Genomic DNA, 23,481 nt, shown 5'->3' on the forward strand with positions numbered 1-23,481 from the left:
GGTAGTGTTAACCTCAAGTCAGCACTTGATGCCTCTTGGATCTATTCGGAGGCGAGGTGCTCAGTGTCCCCATCCGGGACCACCCTTCTTCCGGGAGCCTCCCCCACTGCCTGAGCAGCCTGCCTGAGCAGTAGCGAGCACGCTCCGGAATCGGCGTGGCGGATCTCAGTGAACCCTCCACCGCGTCGGAACCATGAATTGATCTCTCCGCCGTACCCCGGCGGACCACCGCCCCGGCCCGGTCCGTTACGGAAGGACCACAGCCGGACAGCACAACCGGTCGCCGAGCCAGACAGGCCGACGCCCGCTCCAGGGAAGGACCCTTCGTGAGCGACACCACCGATCTGATGGGCGTGAACGCCTCCGGCACCTCCGACAGCGGTGTCGGCAACAACGCGCCCGCCACGGACGCTTCCGCGCCCGCCACCGGTGCTGCCACTGGCGCTGCCCCGCGGCGACGCCGCTCGGGCACCGGCCTTGACGCCATGGTCCTGGCCGAGCTGCAGCAGCTCGCCTCGAGCCTTGGCATCAAGGGCACCGCACGGATGCGCAAAGGCCAGCTGATCGAGGTCATCAAGGAGAAGCAGGCCGCGGGCTCCGGCTCCGCCGAGGGCGCCGAGAGCACCCCGTCCGCCGCGGAAGGCGCGACCAAGCCCAAGCGCCGCGCCACCTCGCGGACCCGCACGGGCGATGACGCCGAGGAGAAGGCCGGCGGCGCCAAGTCCTCGAAGTCCGCCGGGAAGGCGGAGAAGGCCGACAAGGCCGACGCCGAGGAGAAGGCCGTCGCCCAGCAGCAGATCGAGATCCCGGGCCAGCCCGGTGAGCCCGCGGGCGATGAGCAGCCGGCCGGTGAGCGCCGCCGTCGCCGCGCCACCGCGCCCGCCACCACCCCTGACGCCGGGGGCACGGCCACCGCTGTCGAGACCAAGACGGAGACTCGTACGGACGCCTCCGCCAAGACCGAGACCAGGACCGAGCCCAAGGGCGACGGGAAGGCCGAGGCCGCCGTCGACACCGCCGAGGGCAAGGGCGCCAGGGGCGGTGACCGCCAGGAGCGCGGCCAGAAGGGCGACCGCCGGGAGCGTCAGCGCGACCGCGGGGACCGCGGCGACCGCCGCGGCAAGGGCGACGACGGCCAGCAGGGCGGCGGCCGCCAGCAGCGCGACGGGCGCGGCCAGGCCCAGCAGCGCCCCGACGAGAGCGATGACGACTTCGACGGCGGCCGCCGCGGCCGCCGCGGGCGCTACCGGGACCGCCGTGGCCGCCGTGGCCGCGACGACTTCGGCAACGAGCCGCAGGTGTCAGAGGACGACGTCCTGATCCCGGTCGCGGGCATCCTCGACATCCTCGACAACTACGCGTTCATCCGGACCTCCGGCTACCTCCCGGGCCCGAACGACGTCTACGTCTCGCTCGCCCAGGTCCGCAAGAACGGTCTGCGCAAGGGCGACCACGTCACCGGTGCGGTCCGTCAGCCGCGCGAGGGCGAGCGCCGCGAGAAGTTCAACGCGCTGGTGCGGCTGGACTCGGTCAACGGCATGGCGCCCGAAACCGGGCGCGGGCGGCCGGAGTTCGGCAAGCTGACGCCGCTTTACCCGCAGGACCGGCTGCGTCTGGAGACCGAGGCCGGCGGGCTGACGACCCGGATCATCGACCTGGTCGCGCCGATCGGCAAGGGGCAGCGCGGTCTGATCGTGGCCCCGCCGAAGACCGGTAAGACCATGATCATGCAGGCGATCGCCAACGCGATCACCCGCAACAGCCCCGAGTGCCATCTGATGGTCGTCCTCGTCGACGAGCGGCCGGAAGAGGTCACCGACATGCAGCGGTCGGTCAAGGGCGAGGTCATCTCCTCGACCTTCGACCGCCCGGCCGAGGACCACACCACCGTCGCGGAGCTGGCGATCGAGCGGGCCAAGCGCCTGGTCGAGCTGGGCCATGACGTGGTCGTCCTGCTGGACTCGATCACCCGCCTGGGCCGTGCCTACAACCTGGCGGCGCCCGCCTCCGGCCGCATCCTGTCCGGTGGTGTCGACTCGACCGCGCTCTACCCGCCGAAGAAGTTCTTCGGCGCCGCGCGCAACATCGAGGACGGCGGCTCGCTGACCATCCTGGCCACCGCGCTGGTCGAGACCGGCTCGCGGATGGACGAGGTGATCTTCGAGGAGTTCAAGGGCACCGGCAACATGGAGCTCAAGCTCGACCGGAAGCTCGCCGACAAGCGCATCTTCCCGGCGGTGGACGTCGACCCGTCCAGCACCCGTAAGGAAGAGATCCTGCTGGCGCCGGAGGAGCTGAACATCGTCTGGAAGCTGCGCCGGGTGCTGCACGCGCTCGACTCCCAGCAGGCGATCGAGCTGCTGCTGGACAAGATGAAGCAGACGAAGTCCAACGCCGAGTTCCTGATGCAGATCGCCAAGACCACGCCCACTCCGGGCAACAACGGCGACTGAGCGAGTATCTTCCGGAACGCTCCGTAGACGAGGCCCCCCGCACCGCGGGGGCCTCGCCGCGTTCGGTGAGAGGTGAGCCACAGCGGCAAGCCGGGCCACGGACCGGTCCTGATCATGTTATCGCCCGCGAAAGTGCAGGTCAGAGCGGTAAGGCGGACGAAGGGGACGAACGGAGCGCCCGGCGGCCCGCGCGAAAACCGGCCATGGCACGTATGCAACCCTGGCGCACGGCCTTCCATCTGTCAGGTCGGAATACGGGGCCGGAACACAGGCAGGCTCCACCGCGAAACCGCGACGCCACGCCTGACCGTGACGGCAGGGGGTACTCGGGCAGCACATAGAGGACTGAGGAGCACATGGCCGAGGACAGCAGCAACGCACCGGTGACGCCGGGCCGCCACCGCGCCCGCGGCGCGACGTCGGGCCGCCGCCGCAAGCGGCCCAGCACGCGCCGCAGGGCCGTGCTCTACACGGTGTGGACGTTGGCCGCCGTGCTGGTCCTGGGCGGTGCCGGACTCGGCTACCTCTACTACAAGCTGAACGGGAACCTCACCGGCGTCGACGTCAACGCCGCCCTCGGTGCCGACCGCCCCAAGAACGTCGACAACGGCTCGATGGACATCCTCGTCCTCGGCTCCGACTCCCGGGCCGGCAAGAACGCGAAGTACGGCACGGACGAGGGCACATCGCGCTCCGACACGGCGATGATCGTCCACGTCTACAAGGGCCACAAGAAGGCCAGCGTCATCAGCATCCCGCGCGACACCCTCATACAGCGGCCGTCCTGCACCACCAAGGGCGGGCAGGAGACGCCCGCCGTGCAGGCGGCGATGTTCAACAGCGCGTACGAGGCCGGCGGCCCGGCCTGCACCATCAAGACCATCGAGTCCATGACCGGCATACGCATGGACCACTTCCTCGAGGTCGACTTCTCCGGCTTCAAGCAGCTCATCAACGACCTCGGCGGCGTCAACCTCACCACCACCGCCCCGATTCACGACCCGAAGAGCCACCTCGACCTGGAGCCCGGCCCGCACACGCTGGACGGGGAGCAGTCCCTGGGCCTGGTGCGCACCCGGCACGGCGTGGGCGACGGCAGTGACCTGGGCCGGATCAAGCTCCAGCAGGCGTTCGTCAAGGCGCTGCTGGACCAGGTCAAGCACGTCGACGTGTTCGGCAACCCGAAGAAGCTCTACGACCTCGCGGACACCTCCACCAAGGCGCTCACCACCGACTCCGAGCTGGCCTCGGTGAGCAAGCTGAAGGGCTTCGCCGAATCCATGAAGGGCATCGGCTCGGGCGACATGAAGATGACCACGCTGCCCGTCGAGTACGACCCGCAGAACCCGGCCCGGGTGCTGCCCATGGAGCGCAAGGCCAAGCTCATATGGACGGCGCTCCGCAACGACCAGCCGGTCCCCGCCTCGGCCACCAAGGGCTCCGCGGGCGACGCCACCGACGCGGGCAAGGTCGTCGAATAGCCTCCCGGGAGGGGTCGGGAATATCCCGGCCCGACCCCCGGTTTTGGGAGATGCGGCCAGTACTGGCAAACTGGATCGTCGGTCCCGGTTCACGACAGGCATCCCGCCCGTCGACCCGGTGCCCTCCCGAACCTAGGAGATTCCCTTGAAGCGCGACATCCACCCGGAGTACGTCGAGACGCAGGTCAGCTGCACCTGTGGCGCCTCCTTCACCACCCGTAGCACCGTGAGCGGCGGCGCCATCCGTGCCGACATCTGCTCCGAGTGCCACCCGTTCTACACGGGCAAGCAGAAGATCCTCGACACCGGTGGCCGCGTGGCGCGGTTCGAGGCCCGCTTCGGCAAGAACGCCGGGTCCGCCAAGAAGTAGCGACCCGCACGGCGCCGGTCTTCGGTCGCCCCTTCCCTGGGGCGACCGGACCGGCGTTTTGTCGTCACCGGCCCTTCCGGCACCTCTTCTCCGCACCACCCCCACGCAGACCACCCAGGGAGCCCCCCGATGTTCGAGGCGGTCGAGGAACTGATCGGCGAACACGCCGACCTCGAAAAGCGGCTCGCCGACCCCGCGGTCCACGCAGACCAGCGGGAGGCGCGTCGGCTCAACAAGCGCTACGCCGAGCTGACCCCGGTGATCGCCGCCTACCGCGCCTGGAAGCAGGCCGGGGAGGACATCGAGACCGCCCGGGAGCTGGCCCAGGACGACCCCGACTTCGTGGACGAGGCCAAGGAGCTGGAGCTGTCCCGCGAGGAGCTGACGGACCGGCTGCGGCTGCTGCTCGTCCCCCGCGACCCGAGCGACGACAAGGACGTCATCCTGGAGGTCAAGGCCGGAGAGGGCGGCGAGGAGTCCGCGCTGTTCGCCGGCGACCTGCTGCGGATGTATCTGCGGTACGCCGAGCGCGTCGGCTGGAAGACCGAGATCCTCGACGCCAACGAGTCCGACCTCGGCGGCTACAAGGACGTCCAGGTCGCGGTGAAGACCAAGGGCGGGAACGGCGCCACCGAGCCCGGCCAGGGCGTCTGGGCCCGGCTGAAGTACGAGGGCGGGGTGCACCGGGTGCAGCGGGTGCCCGCCACCGAGTCCCAGGGCCGGATCCACACCTCCGCGGCCGGTGTGCTGGTCACGCCCGAGGCCGAGGAGGTCGAGGTCGAGATCGGCCCCAACGACCTGCGGATCGACGTCTACCGCTCCTCCGGCCCCGGCGGCCAGTCGGTCAACACCACCGACTCCGCGGTGCGCATCACCCACCTGCCCACCGGCATCGTCGTCTCCTGCCAGAACGAGAAGAGCCAGCTCCAGAACAAGGAGCAGGCGCTGCGCATCCTGCGCTCGCGGCTGCTGGCCGCGGCCCAGGAGGAGGCCGAGCGGGAGGCGTCGGACGCCCGCCGCAGCCAGGTCCGCACCGTCGACCGGTCCGAGCGCATCCGTACGTACAACTTCCCGGAAAACCGGATCTCGGACCATCGAGTCGGTTTCAAGGCGTACAACTTGGACCAGGTGCTCGACGGTGAACTCGAACCGGTCATCCAGGCGTGCGTCGACGCCGACGCGGCCGCCAAGCTGGCGGCCGCGGGCTGAGCCACCCACCGTCGTAGGCTTCGTGCTCTTGTCCGGACCGGCTGGAGGAATTCAGTGAACGTGCTGCTCGCCGAGGTGGCGCAGGCCACTCAGCGGCTGGCCGACGCGGGCGTGCCCTCACCGCGCTTCGACGCGGAGGAGCTCGCCGCCTTTGTGCACAGCGTCAAGCGGGGAGAGCTGCACGGCGTGCCCGACGCCGACTTCGACGCCCGCTACTGGGAGGCGGTCGCCCGTCGCGAGGCCCGCGAGCCCCTTCAGCACATCACCGGCCGCGCCTTCTTCCGCTACCTGGAACTCCAGGTGGGCCCCGGGGTCTTCGTGCCCCGGCCGGAGACCGAGTCGGTGGTCGGCTGGGCGATAGACGCGGTCCGGGCGATGGACGTGGTCGAACCGCTCATCGTCGATCTGTGCGCCGGTTCCGGGGCCATCGCCCTGGCGCTCGCCCAGGAGGTGCCGCGCTCCCGGGTGCACGCCGTGGAGCTGGACGAGGGCGCCCTGCGCTGGGCCCGCAAGAACGTCGAGGGGTCCCGCGTCGTTCTCCATCACGCGGACGCGTTGACGGCCCTGCCCGAGCTCGACGGACAGGTGGACCTCGTCATCAGCAACCCGCCGTACATCCCGCTGACCGAGTGGGAGTACGTGGCGCCGGAGGCCCGCGACCACGACCCCCAGCTCGCGCTCTTCTCCGGAGAGGACGGCCTCGATGTGATCCGTGGCCTGGAGCGCACCGCCCACCGGCTGCTGCGCCCCGGGGGCGTGGTGGTCATCGAGCACGCAGACACCCAGGGCGGCCAGGTGCCGTGGATCTTCACGGAGGAGCGTGGCTGGGCGGACGCCGCCGACCACCCCGACCTGAACAACCGGCCCCGGTTCGCCACCGCGCGGAAGGCCATGCCGTGACGGCGGCACCGCACCACACATTGGCCACGTACGAGGAGGTCCGTTAAAGATGGCACGGCGATACGACTGCGGGGACGCGACCGACCGCAAGACCGGCCTGCGCGAGGCCGCCTCCGCCGTCCGCCGCGGCGAACTGGTCGTGCTGCCCACCGACACCGTCTACGGGATCGGCGCGGACGCCTTCAACGCCGAGGCGGTCGGCGATCTGCTCGAGGCCAAGGGCCGCGGCCGCAATATGCCCACCCCGGTGCTGGTCGGTTCCCCGAACACCCTGCACGGCCTGGTCACGGACTTCTCCGAGATGGCCTGGGAGCTGGTCGACGCCTTCTGGCCCGGTGCGCTCACCCTCGTCGCCCGGCACCAGCCCTCGCTCACCTGGGACCTGGGGGAGACCCGGGGCACCGTCGCGGTGCGGATGCCGCTGCACCCGGTCGCGATCGAGCTGCTGACGGACTTCGGCCCGATGGCGGTCTCCAGCGCCAATCTGACCGGACACCCCTCTCCGCAGGACTGCGACGCCGCGCAGGACATGCTGGGGGACTCCGTCTCGGTGTACCTCGACGGCGGGCCGACCCCGGCCGCCGTGCCCTCCTCGATCGTCGACGTCACCGGCAAGGTGCCGGTGCTGCTCCGGGCGGGCGCGCTCTCCGCCGAGCAGCTCCGCGAGGTCGTACCCGACCTCGAGGTGGCGAATTGACAGCCCCTGAGGGGCGTGGCATAGCGGAACACCGTGAGAAGAAGCCCGAGGCCACCTTCCGCATCCTCCACGTCAGCACCGGCAATGTGTGCCGCTCACCGATCACCGAGCGGCTGACCCGGCATGCCCTCACGCACCGCCTCGGCACCGTCCGCACCCGCGGTCTGATCGTGGAGAGCGCCGGCACCTGGGGCCATGAGGGCGCGCCCATGGAGGCGCACGCCGCGACGGTCCTGACCGACTTCGGCGCCGACCCGGCGGGCTTCCTCGGCCGTGAGCTGCTGGACGAGCACGTCATCCGCGCCGACCTGGTCCTGACCGCCACCCGCGACCACCGGGCGCAGGTCATCTCGATGGGGCATTCGGCGGGCTTGCGCACCTTCACGCTCAAGGAGTTCACCCGGCTGGTGCGGGCCATAGACCCCGCGACGCTGCCCGATCCGGAGGAGGCGGGCGGTGTGGTGGAGCGCGCCCGCGCCCTGGTGCAGGCGGCGGCCGCGCTGCGCGGCTGGCTGCTGGCGCCCACCGAGGACGCGGACGAGGTGCACGATCCGTACGGGGCGCCGATCACCTTCTTCCGCTCCATCGGGGACGAGATCAACCAGGCCCTGGACCCGGTCGTCACGGCCCTGACGGGGGTCCCCGCCCCCGCGTAGCCCCCCGGCGGGGCCGATGGCGCGCGGGCGGGGGTTTTCCGGGGCTCACGGCGCGCCACGAGGGCTCGCGGGGCCTACATTGGGGGTGACCACCTTCGACGACCCGCCGTCCCCTCCCAAGGCTGTGAGCACGCCATGGCCGTCACTCCCCGGGGCCCCGATTTCGGAGCGCTCGCCCGCCAGGACCCGGAGCTGGCGGGGATCATCCTGAGCGAGATCGACCGCGTCTCCTGCGGCCTCCAGCTGATCGCGGCCGAGAACTTCACCTCGCCGGCCGTGCTGGCGGCGCTCGCCTCACCACTGGCCAACAAGTACGCCGAGGGCTATCCCGGCGCCCGCCACCACGGCGGCTGCGAGATCGTGGACATCGCCGAACGGGTCGCCCAGGACCGGGCGAAGGCCCTGTTCGGCGCCGAGCACGCCAATGTGCAGCCGCATTCGGGATCCTCGGCGGTGCTGGCCGCCTACGCCGCGCTGCTGCGGCCCGGGGACACGGTGCTGGCGATGGCGCTGCCGCACGGCGGCCATCTCACCCATGGCTCACCCGCCAATTTCTCCGGCCGCTGGTTCGACTTCATCGGCTACGGCGTCGATCCGGCGACCGGCCTGATCGACTACGAGCAGCTCCGCGCGCTCGCCCACGCCCACCGGCCGAAGGCGATCGTCTGCGGTTCCATCTCCTATCCGCGCCATCTGGACTACGCCGCCTTCCGTGCCGTCGCCGACGAGGTGGGCGCGTATCTCATCGCCGACGCCGCCCATGCGATCGGTCTGGTCGCGGGAAAGGCGGCGCCGTCCCCGGTGCCGTACGCGGATGTGGTGTGCGCAACGACACACAAGGTGCTGCGCGGGCCGCGCGGCGGAATGCTGCTGTGCGGTGCGGAGCTCGCCGAGCGGGTCGACCGGGCGGTGTTCCCGTTCACCCAGGGCGGCGCCCAGATGCACACCGTCGCGGCCAAGGCGGTGGCGTTCGGCGAGGCCGCGGCGCCCGCCTTCACCGCCTATGCGCGGCGGGTGGTGGCCAATGCCCGGGTGCTCGCGGACGCCCTGGTCGCGGAGGGTCTGGCGATCGCCACGGGCGGCACCGACACCCATATGATCACCGCCGACACGGCCCCGCTGGGCCTGGACGGACGGACCGCGAAGGCCCGCTGCGCGGCCGCCGGGATCGTCCTGGACACCTGCGCGCTGGCGTCCGCCACCGAGCCCCGGGGATGCGTCAAGGGGATCCGGCTGGGCACCGCCGCGGTGACCACCCAGGGAATGGGAGCGCCGGAAATGGAGCGGATAGCGGCCCTGATGGGAACCGTGTTGCGGGACGAGGGCGTGGTACGGGAAAAGGTGGCGGAACTGGCCGGGAGATTTCCGCCCTATCCGGACGAGGTCCGAATCATGCAACCATCCGAAGGTGTAGGACGTCTGTAAGTACGTTCACCGCGAGGCGTCCGACACGCATAAGGTGTGAGGCTGTGATGGCCAGCGATACCTCTGGGGCAGCCTGTGCGTGAATACCTGCTGACTCTGTGCATCACGGCCGCGGTCACCTATCTGCTGACCGGGCCGGTGCGGAAATTCGCCATCGCGGCCGGTGCGATGCCGGAGATCCGCGCCCGTGATGTGCATCGCGAGCCCACTCCGCGGCTCGGTGGCATCGCCATGTTCGGCGGGCTGTGCGCGGGGCTGCTGGTCGCCGCCCATCTGACCAACCTCAAGGACGTCTTCGAGGTCTCCAACGAGCCACGGGCGCTGCTGTCCGGTGCCGGGCTGATCTGGCTGCTGGGCGTGCTGGACGACAAGTGGGGCGTGGACGCGCTGATCAAGCTCGGCGGCCAGATGATCGCCGCCGGTGTGATGGTGCTCCAGGGTCTGACCATCCTGTGGCTTCCGGTGCCCGGTGTGGGGCCGGTGTCGCTGACGCCCTGGCAGGGCACGCTGCTGACCGTCGCCCTGGTCGTCATCACCATCAACGCGGTCAACTTCGTTGACGGGCTTGATGGTTTGGCGTCGGGAATGGTGTGCATCGCCGCCGCCGCGTTCTTCATGTACGCCTACCGCATCTGGTACGGCTACGGCCTGGAGGCGGCCGCGCCCGCCACCCTGTTCGCCGCCGTCCTCATGGGGATGTGCCTGGGCTTCCTGCCGCACAACGCGCACCCCGCGCGGATCTTCATGGGCGACTCGGGCTCGATGCTGATCGGGCTGGTGCTGGCGGCGGGCGCGATCTCCATCACCGGCCAGGTCGACCCGGACGCGATGAAGCTGTTCGAGGGGTCCGAGCAGGCCGCGGTGCACGCCACCGTCCCGGTCTACATCCCGCTGCTGCTGCCGCTGACCGTCATCGCGGTGCCCTTCGCCGACCTGGTGCTGGCCATCGTCCGGCGCACCTGGCGGGGCCAGTCGCCGTTCGCCGCGGACCGCGGCCATCTGCACCACCGGCTGCTGGAGATCGGCCACTCGCACAGCCGGGCCGTCCTGATCATGTACTTCTGGTCGGCGCTGATCGCCTTCGGCGCCGTGGCGTACTCGGTGAACTCGGCCGGTGTGTGGTTCGTCCTCGCGATCGTCGCGCTGAGCGGGGTCGGGCTGGTGCTGTTGCTGCTGCCTCGGTTCACCCCGCGGGTTCCGCGCTGGGCCGAGGCATTCGTTCCGCCGCGCTACCGCCGTGCCAACCGGATCGCGCGGGCCGAGCAGGGCGCCGAGGTGCCCGCGGAGCCGGTGGCGGCCGTGGCCGGTGCCGGGTTGGCACCGTCGGATCCGGAGATGGCCGCGCCCGAGCCGGTGGGCTCCGGGGTGAACGGCGGTGTGAACGGCAGCGCGAGCGGCGGGGCGAACGGCGGTGTGAACGGCGCCACCGCGATCGGCGACCGGTCCCGCTTCACCCACCGCCGCAGGATCGGCTCACCCCAGTAACCGCGCTGGTAATTCCCCCAGAAAGTGCCGGCGGGAACGGTCCGGAGAGAGCGCCGAAGATCACAGGACGGCGTCAGCACGGTACCCAGCCGATAACTCTCCCGTGTGACGTGCAGCACATCAGAAGGGTAAAGACCTCATCAAATAGTTTGTGATACCGTTCACTAAACCCGGTGCTTAGACCCGAGGGGCCGTAGGGCGACGGCTCTTCGTCGTGAGGTCTCCTCTGTCCCCGGGGATACGCTCGTCCACGACGAATCGTTGCTTCCGACACTTGCCGGAGAAACCCTTCATGCAGTCCAACGACGCCAGAACGCTCCTGAGTTGCGCCGTGCCCACCGCCGTTGTCGGGGTGGTCGCCGCCGCTGTCGGTTCTGTGCTCGCCGGAGGCAAGGGCGCGATCGGTGCGGGTTTCGGAGCGGTGGTCGCCGGCGCGGTCATGGCGATGGGCCTGATCGTGCTGCAGCGCACCGCGAAGTACCTCCCGCACCTCTTCCAGGCAATGGGCCTGGTGCTCTACATGACCCAGTTCCTGCTGGTGGCGGTCATCCTCGGGTGTTCAAGAACACCACGCTGTTCAGCACCAAAGCGTTCGCCTTCGCGTTGCTCGCCGCGACCCTGGTATGGATCGGCGCCCAGACCCGCGCGCATATGAAGGCCAAGATCCTCTACGTGGAGCCCGAATCCGAGGACGAACGTAAGCCCGAGGGGGCGAAGAAGTCCGCTCCCGCCGGGTCTCCATCGTGAGAAGTAGGGCCGGGATAAGAGCATGTGCGCTCACCTGCTATCGTCCGGTGCCATCTGAGGCACAGCAGGCGCAGGTAGCTGAACCCCCGGATTCCACGGGACGGAATCGGCGGCCCATGCAGCTGATGCCCGACACACCACTCGGCCATGTGCCGACCATTCGCTTCGACATCCGTATGACCAGTCCAGTGCCGCTCCGTGGCCGTGCGCCGCGCCGACACAACGAGGTTGCCGTACCCATGCGCCACGCTGAAGGAGCTCGCGGTGAGTTCTGACCAGACGCTCGCCTTCGAGACGAACTGCCACATCTTCGATGGGTGCGGCTTCCCGGCACCCGGACAACATTCGTTCAAGTTCGAGCCGCTCTTCACGGTCGGCGGCATCGACTTCAACAAGCCGATGCTGCTCGCCCTGCTCGGTTCCATCGCCATCGTCTGGTTCTTCTGGGCGGCCTTCGGCCGGGCCAAGGTGGTCCCGGGCAAGCTGCAGATGGTCGGTGAGGCGGGCTACGACTTCGTACGCCGAGGGATCGTCTACGAGGCGCTCGGCAAGAAGGAGGGCGAGAAGTATGTCCCTCTCATGGTCTCGATCTTCTTCTTCGTCTGGATCATGAACCTCTGGTCGGTCATTCCGGTCGCCCAGTTCCCGGTGACGTCGATCATCGCCTACCCGGCCGGGCTCGCCGCGATCGTCTACATCCTGTGGATGAGCCTGACGTTCCGGAAGCACGGCTTCGTCGGCGGCTTCAAGAACATCACCGGCTATGACAAGTCGCTGGGAGCGGTGCTGCCGCTCGCCATGACGATCGAGTTCTTCTCGAACGTGCTGGTGCGGCCGTTCACCCACGCGGTCCGGCTCTTCGCCAACATGTTCGCGGGCCACCTGCTGATCGTGATGTTCACCGTCGCGAGCTGGTACCTGCTGAACGGCATCGGCATCGCCTACGCCGGTGTCTCGTTCGTGATGACCATCGTCATGACCGCCTTCGAGCTGTTCATCCAGGCCGTTCAGGCGTACGTCTTCGTGCTTCTGGCCTGCACCTACATCCAGGGCGCGCTCGCCGAGCACCACTGAGCGTCCCGCTCCCCTCGTCCAAGAGACGTCCGGTGGCCAACCCCCACCGGTCCGCGAAAGAGAAGGAAGAAACAGCATGTCCGCTGTGGACCTCGCCGCAGGTGTTTCCGGCTCCCTCGGCTCCATCGGTTATGGCCTCGCGGCCATCGGCCCCGGCGTCGGCGTCGGCATCATCTTCGGTAACGGCACCCAGGCCCTGGCCCGTCAGCCCGAGGCCGCCGGCCTGATCCGTGCCAACCAGATTCTCGGCTTCGCCTTCTGTGAGGCGCTGGCCCTGATCGGCATCGTCATGCCGTTCGTGTTCGGTAAGTGATCTCCACTTACTGATTGCCCTTTTCGACGGAAGGCACTGATGTGAACGCCCTGGTACAGGTGGCGGCCGAGGAGAGTGAGAACCCTCTCGTCCCGCCGATCCCGGAGCTGGTCATCGGCCTGATCGCCTTTGCCATCGTCTTCTTCTTCCTCGCCAAGAAGCTCCTCCCGAACATCAACCGGGTTCTGGACGAGCGCCGTGAGGCGATCGAAGGCGGTATGGAGAAGGCCGAGGCCACTCAGGCCGAAGCCCAGCAGGTCCTCGAGGACTACCGAGCCCAGCTCGCCGACGCCCGTCACGAGGCCGCGCGACTGCGCCAGGAGGCGCAGGAGCAGGGCGCCGCGCTCATCGCCGAGATGCGCGCGGAGGGCCAGCGGCAGCGTGAGGAGATCATCGCCGCCGGTCACGCCCAGATCGAGGCCGATCGGAAGCAGGCCGCTCAGACCCTGCGCCAGGACGTGGGCAGGCTCGCCACCGACCTGGCCGGCCGGATCGTCGGCGAGTCGCTCGAGGATGTGGCCCGGCAGAGCCGCACCATCGACCGGTTCCTCGACGAACTCGATGACAAGGCTTCCAGGACGAACGACGGCTCGAAGGCCGAGGCCGGCCGATGAACGGAGCGAGCCGGGAGGCACTGGCAGCCGCGCGCGAGCGCTTCGACGCCCTGACGGACAACACCTCCGTCGACGCGTCGAAGCTCGCCGAGGAGCTGGCCGCCGTCACCGCGCTGCTCGACCGCGAGGTCTCGCTGCGCCGGGTCCTCACCGACCCGGCGCAGCCCGGCGAGGCCAAGGCCGAGCTGGCCGCGCGGGTGCTGGGCGGACAGGTCGGCGGCGAGTCCATCGACCTGATCTCCGGCCTGGTCCGTTCCCGCTGGTCGCGCTCGCGTGACCTGGTGGACGCGCTGGAGCAGCTGGCCAGCGCCGCCGACCTGGTGGCGGCCGAGCGGACGGGTGCCCTCGACAACGTCGAGGACGAGCTGTTCCGGTTCGGCCGGATCGTCTCCTCCTCGTCCGAGCTCCGGGGCGCGCTCACCGACCGGCGCGCGAGCGTCTCGGCCAAGGCCGGGCTGGTCCGCGAGCTGCTCGGCGGCCGGGCCGACCGGGTGACCGAGCGGCTGGTGATCCGTCTGGTGACCCACCCGCGGGGTCGTAGCCTGGAGGCAGGTCTCGACGAGCTGTCCAAGCTGGCGGCGGCGCGCCGGGACCGTACGGTCGCGGTCGTCACCTCCGCGGTGCCGCTCAGCGACCGGCAGAAGCAGCGGCTCGGCGAGGCACTGGGGAAGCTGTACGGACGGAAGATGCACCTCAACCTCGACGTGGACCCGGAGGTCCTCGGCGGGATCTCGGTGCGCATCGGCGACGAGATCATCAACGGGACCATCGCGGACCGCCTCGACGAGGCGACCCGCCGGATGGCCGGCTGACACAGCCACCAACTCAACAAGCATGTAAGCGGCCCGAGTTGGGCCGTGGTCAGACACTTCGGGCCCAACAAGGAGAGCAGGGAACCCAGATGGCGGAGCTCACGATCCGGCCGGAGGAGATCCGGGACGCGCTGGAGAACTTTGTCCAGGCGTACCAGCCGGACGCGGCCTCGCGCGAGGAGGTCGGGACGGTCAGCGTTGCCGGCGACGGCATCGCGAGGGTCGAGGGTCTTCCCTCGGCCATGGCGAACGAACTGCTGAAGTTCGAGGACGGCACCCTCGGCCTCGCCCTCAACCTCGAGGAGCGCGAGATCGGCGCGGTCGTCCTCGGAGAGTTCAGCGGCATCGAGGAGGGCCAGCAGGTGCACCGCACCGGCGAGGTTCTCTCGGTCGCCGTCGGCGAGGGCTACCTCGGCCGCGTGGTCGACCCGCTGGGTGCCCCGATCGACGGCCTCGGCGAGATCGAGACCGAGGGCCGCCGCGCCCTTGAGCTGCAGGCCCCCACGGTCATGGACCGTAAGTCGGTGCACGAGCCGATGGAGACGGGCTACAAGGCCGTCGACGCCATGACCCCGATCGGCCGCGGCCAGCGCCAGCTGATCATCGGCGACCGGCAGACCGGCAAGACCGCGCTGTGCGTCGACACGATCATCAACCAGCGCGACAACTGGCGCTCCGGCGACCCCAAGAAGCAGGTCCGCTGCATCTACGTCGCCATCGGCCAGAAGGGCTCCACCATCGCTTCCGTGCGCGGAGCGCTGGAGGAGGCCGGTGCCCTGGAGTACACCACCATCGTCGCCGCCCCGGCGTCCGACCCGGCGGGCTTCAAGTACCTCGCCCCCTACACGGGCTCGGCCATCGGCCAGCACTGGATGTACCAGGGCAAGCACGTCCTGATCGTCTTCGACGACCTGTCCAAGCAGGCCGACGCCTACCGCGCCGTGTCCCTGCTGCTGCGCCGCCCGCCGGGCCGTGAGGCCTACCCGGGTGACGTCTTCTACCTGCACTCCCGGCTGCTGGAGCGCTGCGCCAAGCTCTCCGACGAGATGGGCTCCGGTTCGATGACCGGTCTGCCGATCGTCGAGACCAAGGCGAATGACGTGTCGGCCTTCATTCCGACCAACGTCATCTCCATCACCGACGGCCAGTGCTTCCTGGAGTCGGACCTGTTCAACGCCGGTCAGCGCCCGGCGCTGAACGTCGGTATCTCGGTCTCCCGTGTCGGTGGCTCCGCCCAGCACCGGGCCATGCGGCAGGTCTCCGGCCGGCTCCGCGTGGACCTCGCCCAGTACCGCGAGCTCGAGGCGTTCGCCGCCTTCGGCTCCGACCTGGACGCGGCCTCCAAGGCGTCGCTGGAGCGCGGTGCGCGCATGGTCGAGCTGCTGAAGCAGTCGCAGTACGCCCCGTTCTCCACCGAGGACGAGATCGTCTCCATCTGGGCCGGCACCACGGGCAAGATGGACGACGTCCCGGTCGAGGACATCCGCCGCTTCGAGCGCGAGCTGCTGGACTACCTCCACCGTGAGCACAAGTCGCTGCTGACCAGCATCGTCGAGGGCGGCAAGATGTCCGACGACACGATCGCGGCGCTCGGCGAGGCGGTCGACGGCTTCAAGCGGCAGTTCGAGACCTCGGACGGCAAGCTGCTGGGCGAGGGCTGAGCATGGGTGCCCAGCTCCGGGTCTACAAGAGGCGGATCAAGTCCATCTCTGCGACCAAGAAGATCACCAAGGCGATGGAGATGATCGCCGCCTCGCGCGTCGTCAAGGCGCAGCGCCGGGTGGCCGCGTCGAGTCCGTACGCCAGTGAGCTCACCCGGGCGGTGGGTGCGGTTGCCACCGGTTCCACCACCCAGCACCCGCTCACCACCGAGGCGACGAACCCGACGCGGGCCGCGCTGCTGCTCATCACGAGCGACCGTGGTCTGGCCGGCGGCTACTCGTCCAACGTCATCAAGGCGGCCGAGCAGCTCACCGAGCGGCTCACCGGCGAGGGCAAGGAGGTCGACGCCTACATCGTCGGCCGTAAGGGCGTCGCCTACTACGGCTTCCGTGAGCGCAAGGTCACGGAGTCGTGGACCGGCTTCACCGACAACCCGACCTACGCGGACGCCAAGAAGATCGCGGGCCCGCTGATCGACGCTGTCCTCAAGGACACGGCCGACGGCGGCGTGGACGAGCTGCACATCGTGTTCACGGAGTTCGTCTCGATGCTGACGCAGACGCCGGTCACCGACCGGCTGCTGCCGCTCAGCCTCGAGGAGAAGGCGGACGAGCAGAAGGCGAAGGGCGAGATCCTTCCGCTGTTCGACTTCGAGCCGTCGGCGGAGGACGTCCTCGACGCCCTGCTGCCGCGGTACGTCGAGTCGCGTATCTACAACGCCCTGCTGCAGGCCGCCGCCTCCAAGCACGCGGCCACCCGGCGGGCGATGAAGTCGGCGACCGACAACGCCGAAGAGCTCATCAAGTCGCTCACGCGACTTGCCAACGCGGCCCGCCAGGCCGACATCACCCAGGAAATCAGCGAGATCGTCGGTGGCGCGAGTGCCCTGGCCGACGCCTCTGCGGGGAGTGACTGACACTATGACCACCACTGTTGAGCCAACCGCTGTGGCCTCCGGCCGCGTCGCGCGGGTCATCGGCCCGGTCGTCGACGTGGAGTTCCCCGTCGACTCGATGCCGGAGATCTACAACGCGCTGCAGGTCGAGGTCGCCGACCCCTCCCAGGAGGGGGCGAAGAAGACCCTGACCCTCGAGGTCGCCCAGCACCTCGGCGAGGGCCTGGTCCGCGCCATCTCCATGGAGCCCACCGACGGTCTGGTCCGCCAGGCCGCGGTGACCGACACCGGCGACGGCATCACGGTGCCGGTCGGCGATGTCACCAAGGGCCGGGTGTTCAACACCCTCGGCAAGATCCTCAACGAGCCCGAGGCCGAGTCCGAGGTCACCGAGCGCTGGTCCATCCACCGCAAGGCCCCGGCCTTCGACCAGCTCGAGTCCAAGACCGAGATGTTCGAGACCGGCCTGAAGGTCGTCGACCTGCTGACCCCGTACGTCAAGGGCGGCAAGATCGGCCTGTTCGGCGGCGCGGGCGTCGGCAAGACCGTGCTCATCCAGGAAATGATCATGCGTGTGGCCAAGCTGCACGAGGGCGTTTCCGTGTTCGCCGGTGTCGGCGAGCGCACCCGTGAGGGCAACGACCTGATCGAGGAGATGGCCGAGTCCGGCGTGCTCCCGCAGACCGCGCTGGTCTTCGGCCAGATGGACGAGCCCCCGGGCACCCGTCTGCGCGTCGCCCTGGCCGGTCTGACCATGGCGGAGTACTTCCGCGATGTGCAGAAGCAGGACGTGCTGTTCTTCATCGACAACATCTTCCGCTTCACCCAGGCCGGTTCCGAGGTCTCGACCCTGCTCGGCCGGATGCCCTCCGCGGTGGGCTACCAGCCGAACCTGGCCGACGAGATGGGCATCCTGCAGGAGCGCATCACCTCGACCCGTGGTCACTCGATCACCTCGATGCAGGCGATCTACGTCCCTGCGGACGACCTGACCGACCCGGCCCCGGCGACCACCTTCGCGCACCTCGACGCGACCACGGTGCTCTCCCGGCCGATCTCGGAGAAGGGCATCTACCCGGCGGTGGACCCGCTGGACTCGACGTCCCGGATCCTGGACCCGCGCTACATCTCGCAGGATCACTACGACTGCGCCTCGCGCGTGAAGTCGATCCTGCAGAAGTACAAGGACCTCCAGGACATCATCAACATTCTGGGCATCGACGAGCTCGGCGAGGAGGACAAGCTCACCGTCTTCCGCGCCCGCCGTATCGAGCGCTTCCTGTCGCAGAACACCCACGCGGCGAAGCAGTTCACCGGCCTCGACGGATCGGATGTGCCGCTGGACGAGTCCATCGCCGCGTTCAACGCGATCGCCGATGGTGAGTTCGACCACTTCCCCGAGCAGGCGTTCTTCATGTGCGGTGGCCTGGACGACCTCAAGGCCAAGGCCAAGGAGCTGGGCGTCTCCTGAGCCCCGTAGCTCCGCGAGAGGGGTGGGCCCGGTCCCACCCCTCTCCGTACGCCCGTTATTCTTTGACGAAAGCCCTGCCCGACCCGGCGGGGAGAGACCCGAGGAGCCACGTTGGCTGCTGAGCTGCAGGTCGAGATGGTCGCGGCGGACCGTAGTGTGTGGTCCGGTGTGGCCACCTTGGTCATCGCGCGCACCACATCGGGTGACATCGGCGTCATGCCCGGCCACCAGCCGCTGCTCGGTGTGCTGGAGTCCGGCCCGGTTACCATCCGTTCGGTCGACGGCGGGACGGTCGTGGCCGCGGTGCACGGTGGGTTCATCTCGTTCGCGGACGACAAGCTCTCACTGCTGGCCGAGGTCGCGGAGCTGTCCGACGAGATCGATGTCAAGCGCGCGGAGCGGGCGCTGGAGCGTGCCAAGTCGGAGGCGGACGCCGCCGCCGAGCGGCGCGCCGACGTCCGGCTGCGCGCGGTGGCGGGAGCGCACTGAGCCTGTCACGTACGGTCGGAAAACCTCAGCCGCGGACCTCGCTGGAGCCCTTTCAGCGGTCCGCGGCTGAGGCGATGCAGGTGCGGTTTTTCCGGATGACGCGAGGAGGTCGGTGAAGATGGTCCTCGCTCTGCTTGTAGGCGGCGTGGTCGTCGCGCTGGTGGTGGTGGGACTCTTCGTCTTCGGTCTCCGGCGGCGGCTGATCCAGCGGTCCGGCGGAACCTTCGACTGTTCCCTGCGCTGGGACCCACCCGCAAGCGAATCCGAGACCAGCGGCAAGGGCTGGGTGTACGGGGTCGCCCGCTACAACGGCGACCGCGTCGAGTGGTTCCGGGTCTTCTCCTACGCGCCCAGGCCCCGGCGGGTGCTGGAGCGCGCCTCGATCGAGGTACTGGAGCGGCGCACTCCCAAGGGCGAGGAGGAGCTGGCGCTGCTCTCCGACGCGGTGGTGCTCGCCTGCCGGCACGGCGGCACCCGGCTGGAGCTGGCCATGAGCGAGGACGCCCTGACCGGCTTCCTGGCCTGGCTGGAGGCAGCGCCCCCCGGCCAGCGCGTCAACGTCGCCTAGCCACCTCATCACCCGCGGCCCCCTACTCGCTACCGCACACCCAGTTCCTGGGCCAGCACCGCGGCCTGGACCCGGCTGCGCAGCTCCAGCTTGTTCAGCAGCCGGCTGACATGCGTCTTCACCGTCGCCTCCGCCATGCTGAGCCGCGCCGCGATCTGCGCGTTCGACAGCCCCTGACCGAGACAGGCCAGCACCTCCCGCTCCCGTGGGGTGAGCGAGGCGAGCGCCGCGGGGCTGGGCGCGGTGGGGGAGGGGGCGGCCTGGGGCCGGGCGAACTCCGCGATCAGGCGCCGGGTCACCGCCGTGGCGATCATCCCCTCGCCACGCCCCACCGTACGGACCGCCTCGATCAGATCGGCCGCCTCGCTGTCCTTGAGCAGAAACCCGGAGGCGCCCGCGCGCAGCGCCCCGAAGACATATTCGTCGAGGTCGAACGTGGTGAGCACCAGCACATCGGCGAGCTGTTCGGCGACCACCTGGCGGGTCGCCGACACCCCGTCCAGCCGTGGCATCTGGACGTCCATCAGCACCACATCGGGGCGCAGCGCCCGGGCCATCTCCACCGCCTGGAGGCCGTCGACCGCCTCGCCGACCACCTCGACATCGGGGGCGGACCGCAGGATCAGCACCAGCCCGGAACGCACCGCGCTCTGGTCCTCGGCGACCAGAACCCGGATCGGCTCGGACGCGGTGCCGGAGGGCGGGGCGGGCGGGGTCACGGTGGCTCCTGGTCGTCGAAGGGTCATGGCACACTCTGCGCGCTCTCGTCACCCCGGGGCAGCGCGGCCCGCACCTGCCACACCATGCCCCGGGGCCCGGTGACGGGTCCGGCGTCGAGGGTGCCGCCGAGCAGGTTCACCCGCTCGCGCATCCCGATCAGCCCGGTGCCGGAGCCGGGTGCCCGGGGGCCCGAGCGGTCGCCGTAGGGGCTGATGACGCTGACTTCGAGCGGGCCGTCCGCGCGATGCGCCAGCGTCACGTCCACCCGGCCGGGGGCGGCGTGCTTGAGGGCGTTGGTGAGCGACTCCTGGACGATGCGGTACGCGGCGAGCTCGACCGGGGCGGGCAGCGGGTCGGCGCCGGCCGGCCGCTCGTCGCTCAGGACGATGTCCTGCCCGCCGGGGCGGGCGTTGGCGCGGGCCTGGTCCAGCAGGGTGTCGAGCGCGTCGAGCGTGGAGATGGCGACCGGTTCCGCGGTGTCCCCCGGGTCCCGCAGCAGCCCGATCAGCCGGCGCATCTCGGCCAGGCCCCGCACGCTGTTCTCCCTGATGACGCCGAGCGCCTCGTCGGTCGCGGCGGGGTCCTTCAGGGAGAGCGCGGCGCTGGAGTGGATGGCGATGGCCGACAGGTGGTTCGCCACCATGTCGTGGAGTTCGCGCGCCATCCGGGAGCGCTCGGAGGCGACCGCCTCCCGCCGGTCCAACTCTGCCAGCAGGGCGACGCGTTCCGCCTCCAGACGGGCCGCCGCGGCCTCCTCGCGGTGGTTGCGGACCACCGTCCCGGTCCACGCCGGGGTGAGGGTGAGCAGCGCGACGAACGGGCCGACCAGCAGCGCCACCGGGTCGCCGAAGATGGCCAGCGGCACCACGGTCGCCAGCCCCGTGAGCAGCCCGCAGATCTGGGGGATGCGCCGGGCGGCAAGGGGACCGGAGTACATGACGGCCGCGTACACCAGGTCGGTGTAGATCAGGAACGTCACGGCCAGCCCGCCGCTGAGGATGTCGACGCCGAGCGCGGCGGTCCCCACACCCAGACCGATGAGGGGCCTGGAGCGGCGCAGCAGCACGGCCGCCGAGATCACGACCAGCGCGATCAGCCCCAGCCATCGGGGCGTGTGGAAGAACGATTGGTTGTTGTGCACCCCCACCGCCCACATCAGGGCCCCGCCGAGCAGTCCACAGAGGCCGATCAGGACGTCATGCCGGTGGGGGCGAGGGAGGTGGGGACGGGACGGCATGGCACCCATCACACCATGTGGCGCGCCGGGTGGGCCTCCCCCTTGGGTCCGGGGCCGCCGCCCGGCGGCGTACATCGAAGGATGCAGCCGGGTTTCATCGCCGACGACGACGCGGGCGCCCTGATCGTCGGGAGAGGGTTGGGGCCAAGGCAGAGCGAGAGAGGAAACATCGTGGTTGTCGCGTTGATCATCGCCTGTGAGGTCGGCTTCTGGGTGCTGCTGGCCATCGGGCTGCTGCTGCGGTACGTGGCGAAGATGCCGAAGGCCAGCACCGCGGTGCTGCTGTGCGAGCCGCTGCTGGAGCTGGTGCTGTTCGTGACGACCGTGATCGACCTGCGGAACGGCGCCGAACCGGACTGGAAGCACGGCCTCGCCGCGGTCTACATCGGATACTCGGCCGCGCTCGGCCATTCGACGATCAAATGGGTCGACGCCCGGGTGGCCCACCGCTTCTTCGGCGGCCCGCCGCCGGTCAAGCCGGCCAAGTACGGCGCGGCGAAGACGCTGCACGAGTGGAAGACGGCCGGCCGCTGGGTGCTGGCGGCGGTCATCGCCATCGCCCTGCTCCAGGGCGCGATCTGGTACGTCGGCGACGACGGCGAGATCGGCTCGCTGCGCGACTGGCAGATCAAGATGCTGTTCCTGATCGGCATCAACGTGGCCATCGCGCTCAGCTACACACTCTTTCCCAAGCGGGAGCGCTCGGCTTCCTCTGCCCGCTAACCCCCGTAGCGGGCAGGTCACCGAGCCCCGCCCCCGCCCCGTCGGCCCCGGCCGCGCATCCGCGTAGCGCCGGGGCCGACGGGACCGGGGGTTTCAGCGGTTCTCGCCCGGGACCCACAGGACGTCGCCGACCTCCTTGTTGGCCGCGCGGGCCAGGATGAACAGCAGGTCCGAGAGCCGGTTGAGATAGGTGGCGGTGAGCGCGTTCATCGACTCCCCGTGCTCGGCGAGCGCCGCCCAGGTGGAGCGCTCGGCGCGGCGCGCCACCGTGCACGCCTGGTGCAGCAGCGCGGCGCCGGGGGCGCCGCCCGGGAGGATGAAGCTGCGCAGCTTCTCCAGACCCTCCAGGAAGCCGTCGCAGTCCGCCTCCAGCTTGTCGATATAGCCCTGCTCGACGCGGAGCGCGGGGTGTTCCGGGTTCTCCACCACGGGGGTGCACAGGTCCGCGCCCACGTCGAACAGGTCGTTCTGGACGCGGACCAGCACCTTGACGATCTCGGCGGGCAACTGGCCCAGCGCGATGGCCACCCCGATCGCGGCGTTCGCCTCGTTCGCGTCGGCGTACGCGGCGATCCGCGCATCGGTCTTGGCGGTGCGGCTCATATCGCCGAGGGCGGTGGTGCCCGTGTCCCCGGTACGCGTATAGATGCGGGTGAGATTGACCATGGGTCCGAGCCTACGCGGCGGGACTACGCCCCGGCCTGCCGGAAGAGCCGTGCGCCGAGGGTGACGGCCACCACCGCGAGCCCGGAGGCGACCAGCGAGGCCAGCGCGATCTTCCCGTCCCCGTACTCGCCCGCGAAGGCGGCCCGCACCCCGTCCACGAGATAGCGGAACGGCACGAAGTGCGAGGCGATGTCGAGCCAGCGGGGCCCGAGCGACATCGGCAGCAGAATCCCGGACAGCAGCATCGCGGGCAGGGTGATGGAGTTGATGACCGGCGCGAAGCCCTGGGGGGACGCCACCCGCATCGCCAGCGCGTAGGAGAGCGAGGCGAGCGAGACGGTCAGCACGCCGACGAAGACGAAGCCGATCGCCACGCCCAGCACCGGGGCGCGCAGCCCGAGCACCACGGCGACGCACACCAGCAGCAGGGACTGCACCAGCAGCAGGGCGACGTCCTTGAGCACCCGGCCCATGAGCAGCGCCAGCCGGCTGACCGGGGTGACCCGCATCCGCTCCATGACGCCCGTGCGCCGTTCGAGGATCAGCCCGATTCCGGTGAACGAGGCGCTGAACAGGCCGAGTTGGACGAGGATTCCGGGGACGACGGTCTGCCAGGAGCCGGCCCGGCCGCCCAGCGGCAGATCGGTGAGCAGCGGGCCGAAGAAGACGAGGAAGAGCAGCGGCTGGACCATCCCGAAGATCAGGGCGGGCTTGGAGCGCAGCGTCTGGCGGGCGTAGCGGCCGAAGATCAGGGCCGTGTCGGAGACGACGTGGGGCATGGGGCCTTCCTTGGGGGCTTCTCGCGGGGCTTGGG

The 23,481-nt window shown here is 69.9% G+C and carries 23 protein-coding genes and 1 pseudogene; 20 read left to right on the forward strand and 4 right to left on the reverse strand.

Going from position 1 to position 23,481, the window contains the following annotated elements:
- Positions 1-326: 326 nt before the first annotated feature.
- The 19 genes and pseudogenes from rho to BLV72_RS23735 all read left to right on the forward strand — a co-directional run bounded on the left by rho (position 327) and on the right by BLV72_RS23735 (position 19,321).
- Positions 327-2,453 (forward strand): transcription termination factor Rho, encoded by a 2,127-nt coding sequence (gene rho, locus BLV72_RS23645; RefSeq protein ID WP_093464685.1) that lies wholly within the window; start codon positions 327-329, stop codon positions 2,451-2,453.
- A gap of 356 nt (positions 2,454-2,809) precedes the next feature.
- A complete protein-coding gene (locus BLV72_RS23650) occupies positions 2,810-3,934 on the forward strand; it encodes an LCP family protein (RefSeq protein ID WP_093464687.1) in 1,125 nt (374 codons plus the stop codon).
- Between the two features lie 145 nt (positions 3,935-4,079).
- Positions 4,080-4,304, forward strand: coding sequence for a 50S ribosomal protein L31 (gene rpmE, locus BLV72_RS23655; RefSeq protein ID WP_059147681.1), 225 nt, complete (start codon positions 4,080-4,082; stop codon positions 4,302-4,304).
- 129 nt (positions 4,305-4,433) lie between these two features.
- A complete protein-coding gene (gene prfA, locus BLV72_RS23660) occupies positions 4,434-5,513 on the forward strand; it encodes a peptide chain release factor 1 (protein ID WP_093464688.1) in 1,080 nt (359 codons plus the stop codon).
- A gap of 54 nt (positions 5,514-5,567) precedes the next feature.
- Complete coding sequence (gene prmC, locus BLV72_RS23665; RefSeq protein WP_059147679.1) at positions 5,568-6,413, forward strand: peptide chain release factor N(5)-glutamine methyltransferase; 846 nt, start codon at positions 5,568-5,570, stop codon at positions 6,411-6,413.
- Between the two features lie 49 nt (positions 6,414-6,462).
- The gene (locus tag BLV72_RS23670; RefSeq protein WP_093464690.1) at positions 6,463-7,110 is read left to right on the forward strand and encodes an L-threonylcarbamoyladenylate synthase; all 648 of its coding nucleotides are present in this window, start codon (positions 6,463-6,465) and stop codon (positions 7,108-7,110) included.
- The gene (locus BLV72_RS23675; protein ID WP_059147678.1) at positions 7,107-7,766 is read left to right on the forward strand and encodes an arsenate reductase/protein-tyrosine-phosphatase family protein; all 660 of its coding nucleotides are present in this window, start codon (positions 7,107-7,109) and stop codon (positions 7,764-7,766) included. Before BLV72_RS23670 ends, BLV72_RS23675 begins: the two co-directional genes overlap by 4 nt.
- 135 nt (positions 7,767-7,901) lie before the next feature.
- On the forward strand, positions 7,902-9,191 hold the full coding sequence (locus BLV72_RS23680) for a serine hydroxymethyltransferase (RefSeq protein WP_093464691.1): 1,290 nt from the start codon (positions 7,902-7,904) through the stop codon (positions 9,189-9,191).
- 63 nt (positions 9,192-9,254) lie between these two features.
- A complete protein-coding gene (locus BLV72_RS23685) occupies positions 9,255-10,676 on the forward strand; it encodes an MraY family glycosyltransferase (protein ID WP_093464693.1) in 1,422 nt (473 codons plus the stop codon).
- A gap of 292 nt (positions 10,677-10,968) precedes the next feature.
- Positions 10,969-11,423, forward strand: a pseudogene (locus tag BLV72_RS23690) (Cg1360 family ATP-synthase-associated protein).
- A gap of 249 nt (positions 11,424-11,672) precedes the next feature.
- A complete protein-coding gene (atpB, locus tag BLV72_RS23695; RefSeq protein ID WP_093470507.1) occupies positions 11,673-12,497 on the forward strand; it encodes a F0F1 ATP synthase subunit A in 825 nt (274 codons plus the stop codon).
- A 76-nt stretch (positions 12,498-12,573) separates the two neighbouring features.
- The gene (locus tag BLV72_RS23700) at positions 12,574-12,810 is read left to right on the forward strand and encodes an ATP synthase subunit c family protein (protein ID WP_093464694.1); all 237 of its coding nucleotides are present in this window, start codon (positions 12,574-12,576) and stop codon (positions 12,808-12,810) included.
- A 41-nt stretch (positions 12,811-12,851) separates the two neighbouring features.
- A complete protein-coding gene (locus tag BLV72_RS23705; protein WP_093464696.1) occupies positions 12,852-13,424 on the forward strand; it encodes a F0F1 ATP synthase subunit B in 573 nt (190 codons plus the stop codon).
- Positions 13,421-14,236, forward strand: a complete 816-nt coding sequence (locus BLV72_RS23710; protein WP_093464697.1) for a F0F1 ATP synthase subunit delta — start codon at positions 13,421-13,423, stop codon at positions 14,234-14,236. Before BLV72_RS23705 ends, BLV72_RS23710 begins: the two co-directional genes overlap by 4 nt.
- A gap of 89 nt (positions 14,237-14,325) precedes the next feature.
- On the forward strand, positions 14,326-15,897 hold the full coding sequence (atpA, locus tag BLV72_RS23715) for a F0F1 ATP synthase subunit alpha (protein ID WP_093464699.1): 1,572 nt from the start codon (positions 14,326-14,328) through the stop codon (positions 15,895-15,897).
- Positions 15,898-15,899: 2 nt separating this feature from the next.
- Positions 15,900-16,814: a F0F1 ATP synthase subunit gamma gene (locus tag BLV72_RS23720; protein ID WP_093464700.1), complete on the forward strand. Its 915-nt coding sequence runs from the start codon at positions 15,900-15,902 to the stop codon at positions 16,812-16,814.
- Positions 16,815-16,818: 4 nt separating this feature from the next.
- Positions 16,819-18,264 carry a F0F1 ATP synthase subunit beta gene (gene atpD, locus BLV72_RS23725; protein WP_093464702.1) on the forward strand — a complete coding sequence of 482 codons (1,446 nt, stop codon included), beginning with the start codon at positions 16,819-16,821 and terminating at the stop codon, positions 18,262-18,264.
- A gap of 111 nt (positions 18,265-18,375) precedes the next feature.
- Positions 18,376-18,753, forward strand: a complete 378-nt coding sequence (locus BLV72_RS23730) for a F0F1 ATP synthase subunit epsilon (protein WP_093464703.1) — start codon at positions 18,376-18,378, stop codon at positions 18,751-18,753.
- A 118-nt stretch (positions 18,754-18,871) separates the two neighbouring features.
- Positions 18,872-19,321 (forward strand): DUF2550 domain-containing protein, encoded by a 450-nt coding sequence (locus tag BLV72_RS23735; RefSeq protein ID WP_059147806.1) that lies wholly within the window; start codon positions 18,872-18,874, stop codon positions 19,319-19,321.
- 29 nt (positions 19,322-19,350) lie between these two features.
- Here BLV72_RS23735 and BLV72_RS23740 read toward each other — a convergent pair whose 3' ends face one another.
- Both BLV72_RS23740 and BLV72_RS23745 read right to left on the reverse strand, forming a co-directional pair.
- Positions 19,351-20,067, reverse strand: a complete 717-nt coding sequence (locus BLV72_RS23740) for a response regulator (RefSeq protein ID WP_425288389.1) — start codon at positions 20,065-20,067, stop codon at positions 19,351-19,353.
- Positions 20,064-21,278: a sensor histidine kinase gene (locus BLV72_RS23745; protein ID WP_093470508.1), complete on the reverse strand. Its 1,215-nt coding sequence runs from the start codon at positions 21,276-21,278 to the stop codon at positions 20,064-20,066. The genes BLV72_RS23740 and BLV72_RS23745 overlap by 4 nt, the downstream gene beginning before the upstream one ends.
- 171 nt (positions 21,279-21,449) lie before the next feature.
- On the opposite strand from BLV72_RS23745, the gene BLV72_RS23750 reads away from it, so the two are divergent.
- On the forward strand, positions 21,450-22,001 hold the full coding sequence (locus BLV72_RS23750) for a hypothetical protein (RefSeq protein ID WP_093464706.1): 552 nt from the start codon (positions 21,450-21,452) through the stop codon (positions 21,999-22,001).
- Positions 22,002-22,094: 93 nt separating this feature from the next.
- Here BLV72_RS23750 and BLV72_RS23755 read toward each other — a convergent pair whose 3' ends face one another.
- Both BLV72_RS23755 and BLV72_RS23760 read right to left on the reverse strand, forming a co-directional pair.
- Entirely contained in the window at positions 22,095-22,667 is a 573-nt protein-coding gene (locus BLV72_RS23755) for a cob(I)yrinic acid a,c-diamide adenosyltransferase (RefSeq protein WP_093464708.1), read from the reverse strand.
- A gap of 23 nt (positions 22,668-22,690) precedes the next feature.
- Positions 22,691-23,446 carry an ABC transporter permease gene (locus tag BLV72_RS23760; RefSeq protein ID WP_093464709.1) on the reverse strand — a complete coding sequence of 252 codons (756 nt, stop codon included), beginning with the start codon at positions 23,444-23,446 and terminating at the stop codon, positions 22,691-22,693.
- Positions 23,447-23,481: the final 35 nt, after the last annotated feature.

Source organism: Streptomyces melanosporofaciens (genome assembly GCF_900105695.1).
In the GTDB taxonomy this organism is placed as follows: Bacteria; Actinomycetota; Actinomycetes; order Streptomycetales; family Streptomycetaceae; genus Streptomyces; species Streptomyces antimycoticus.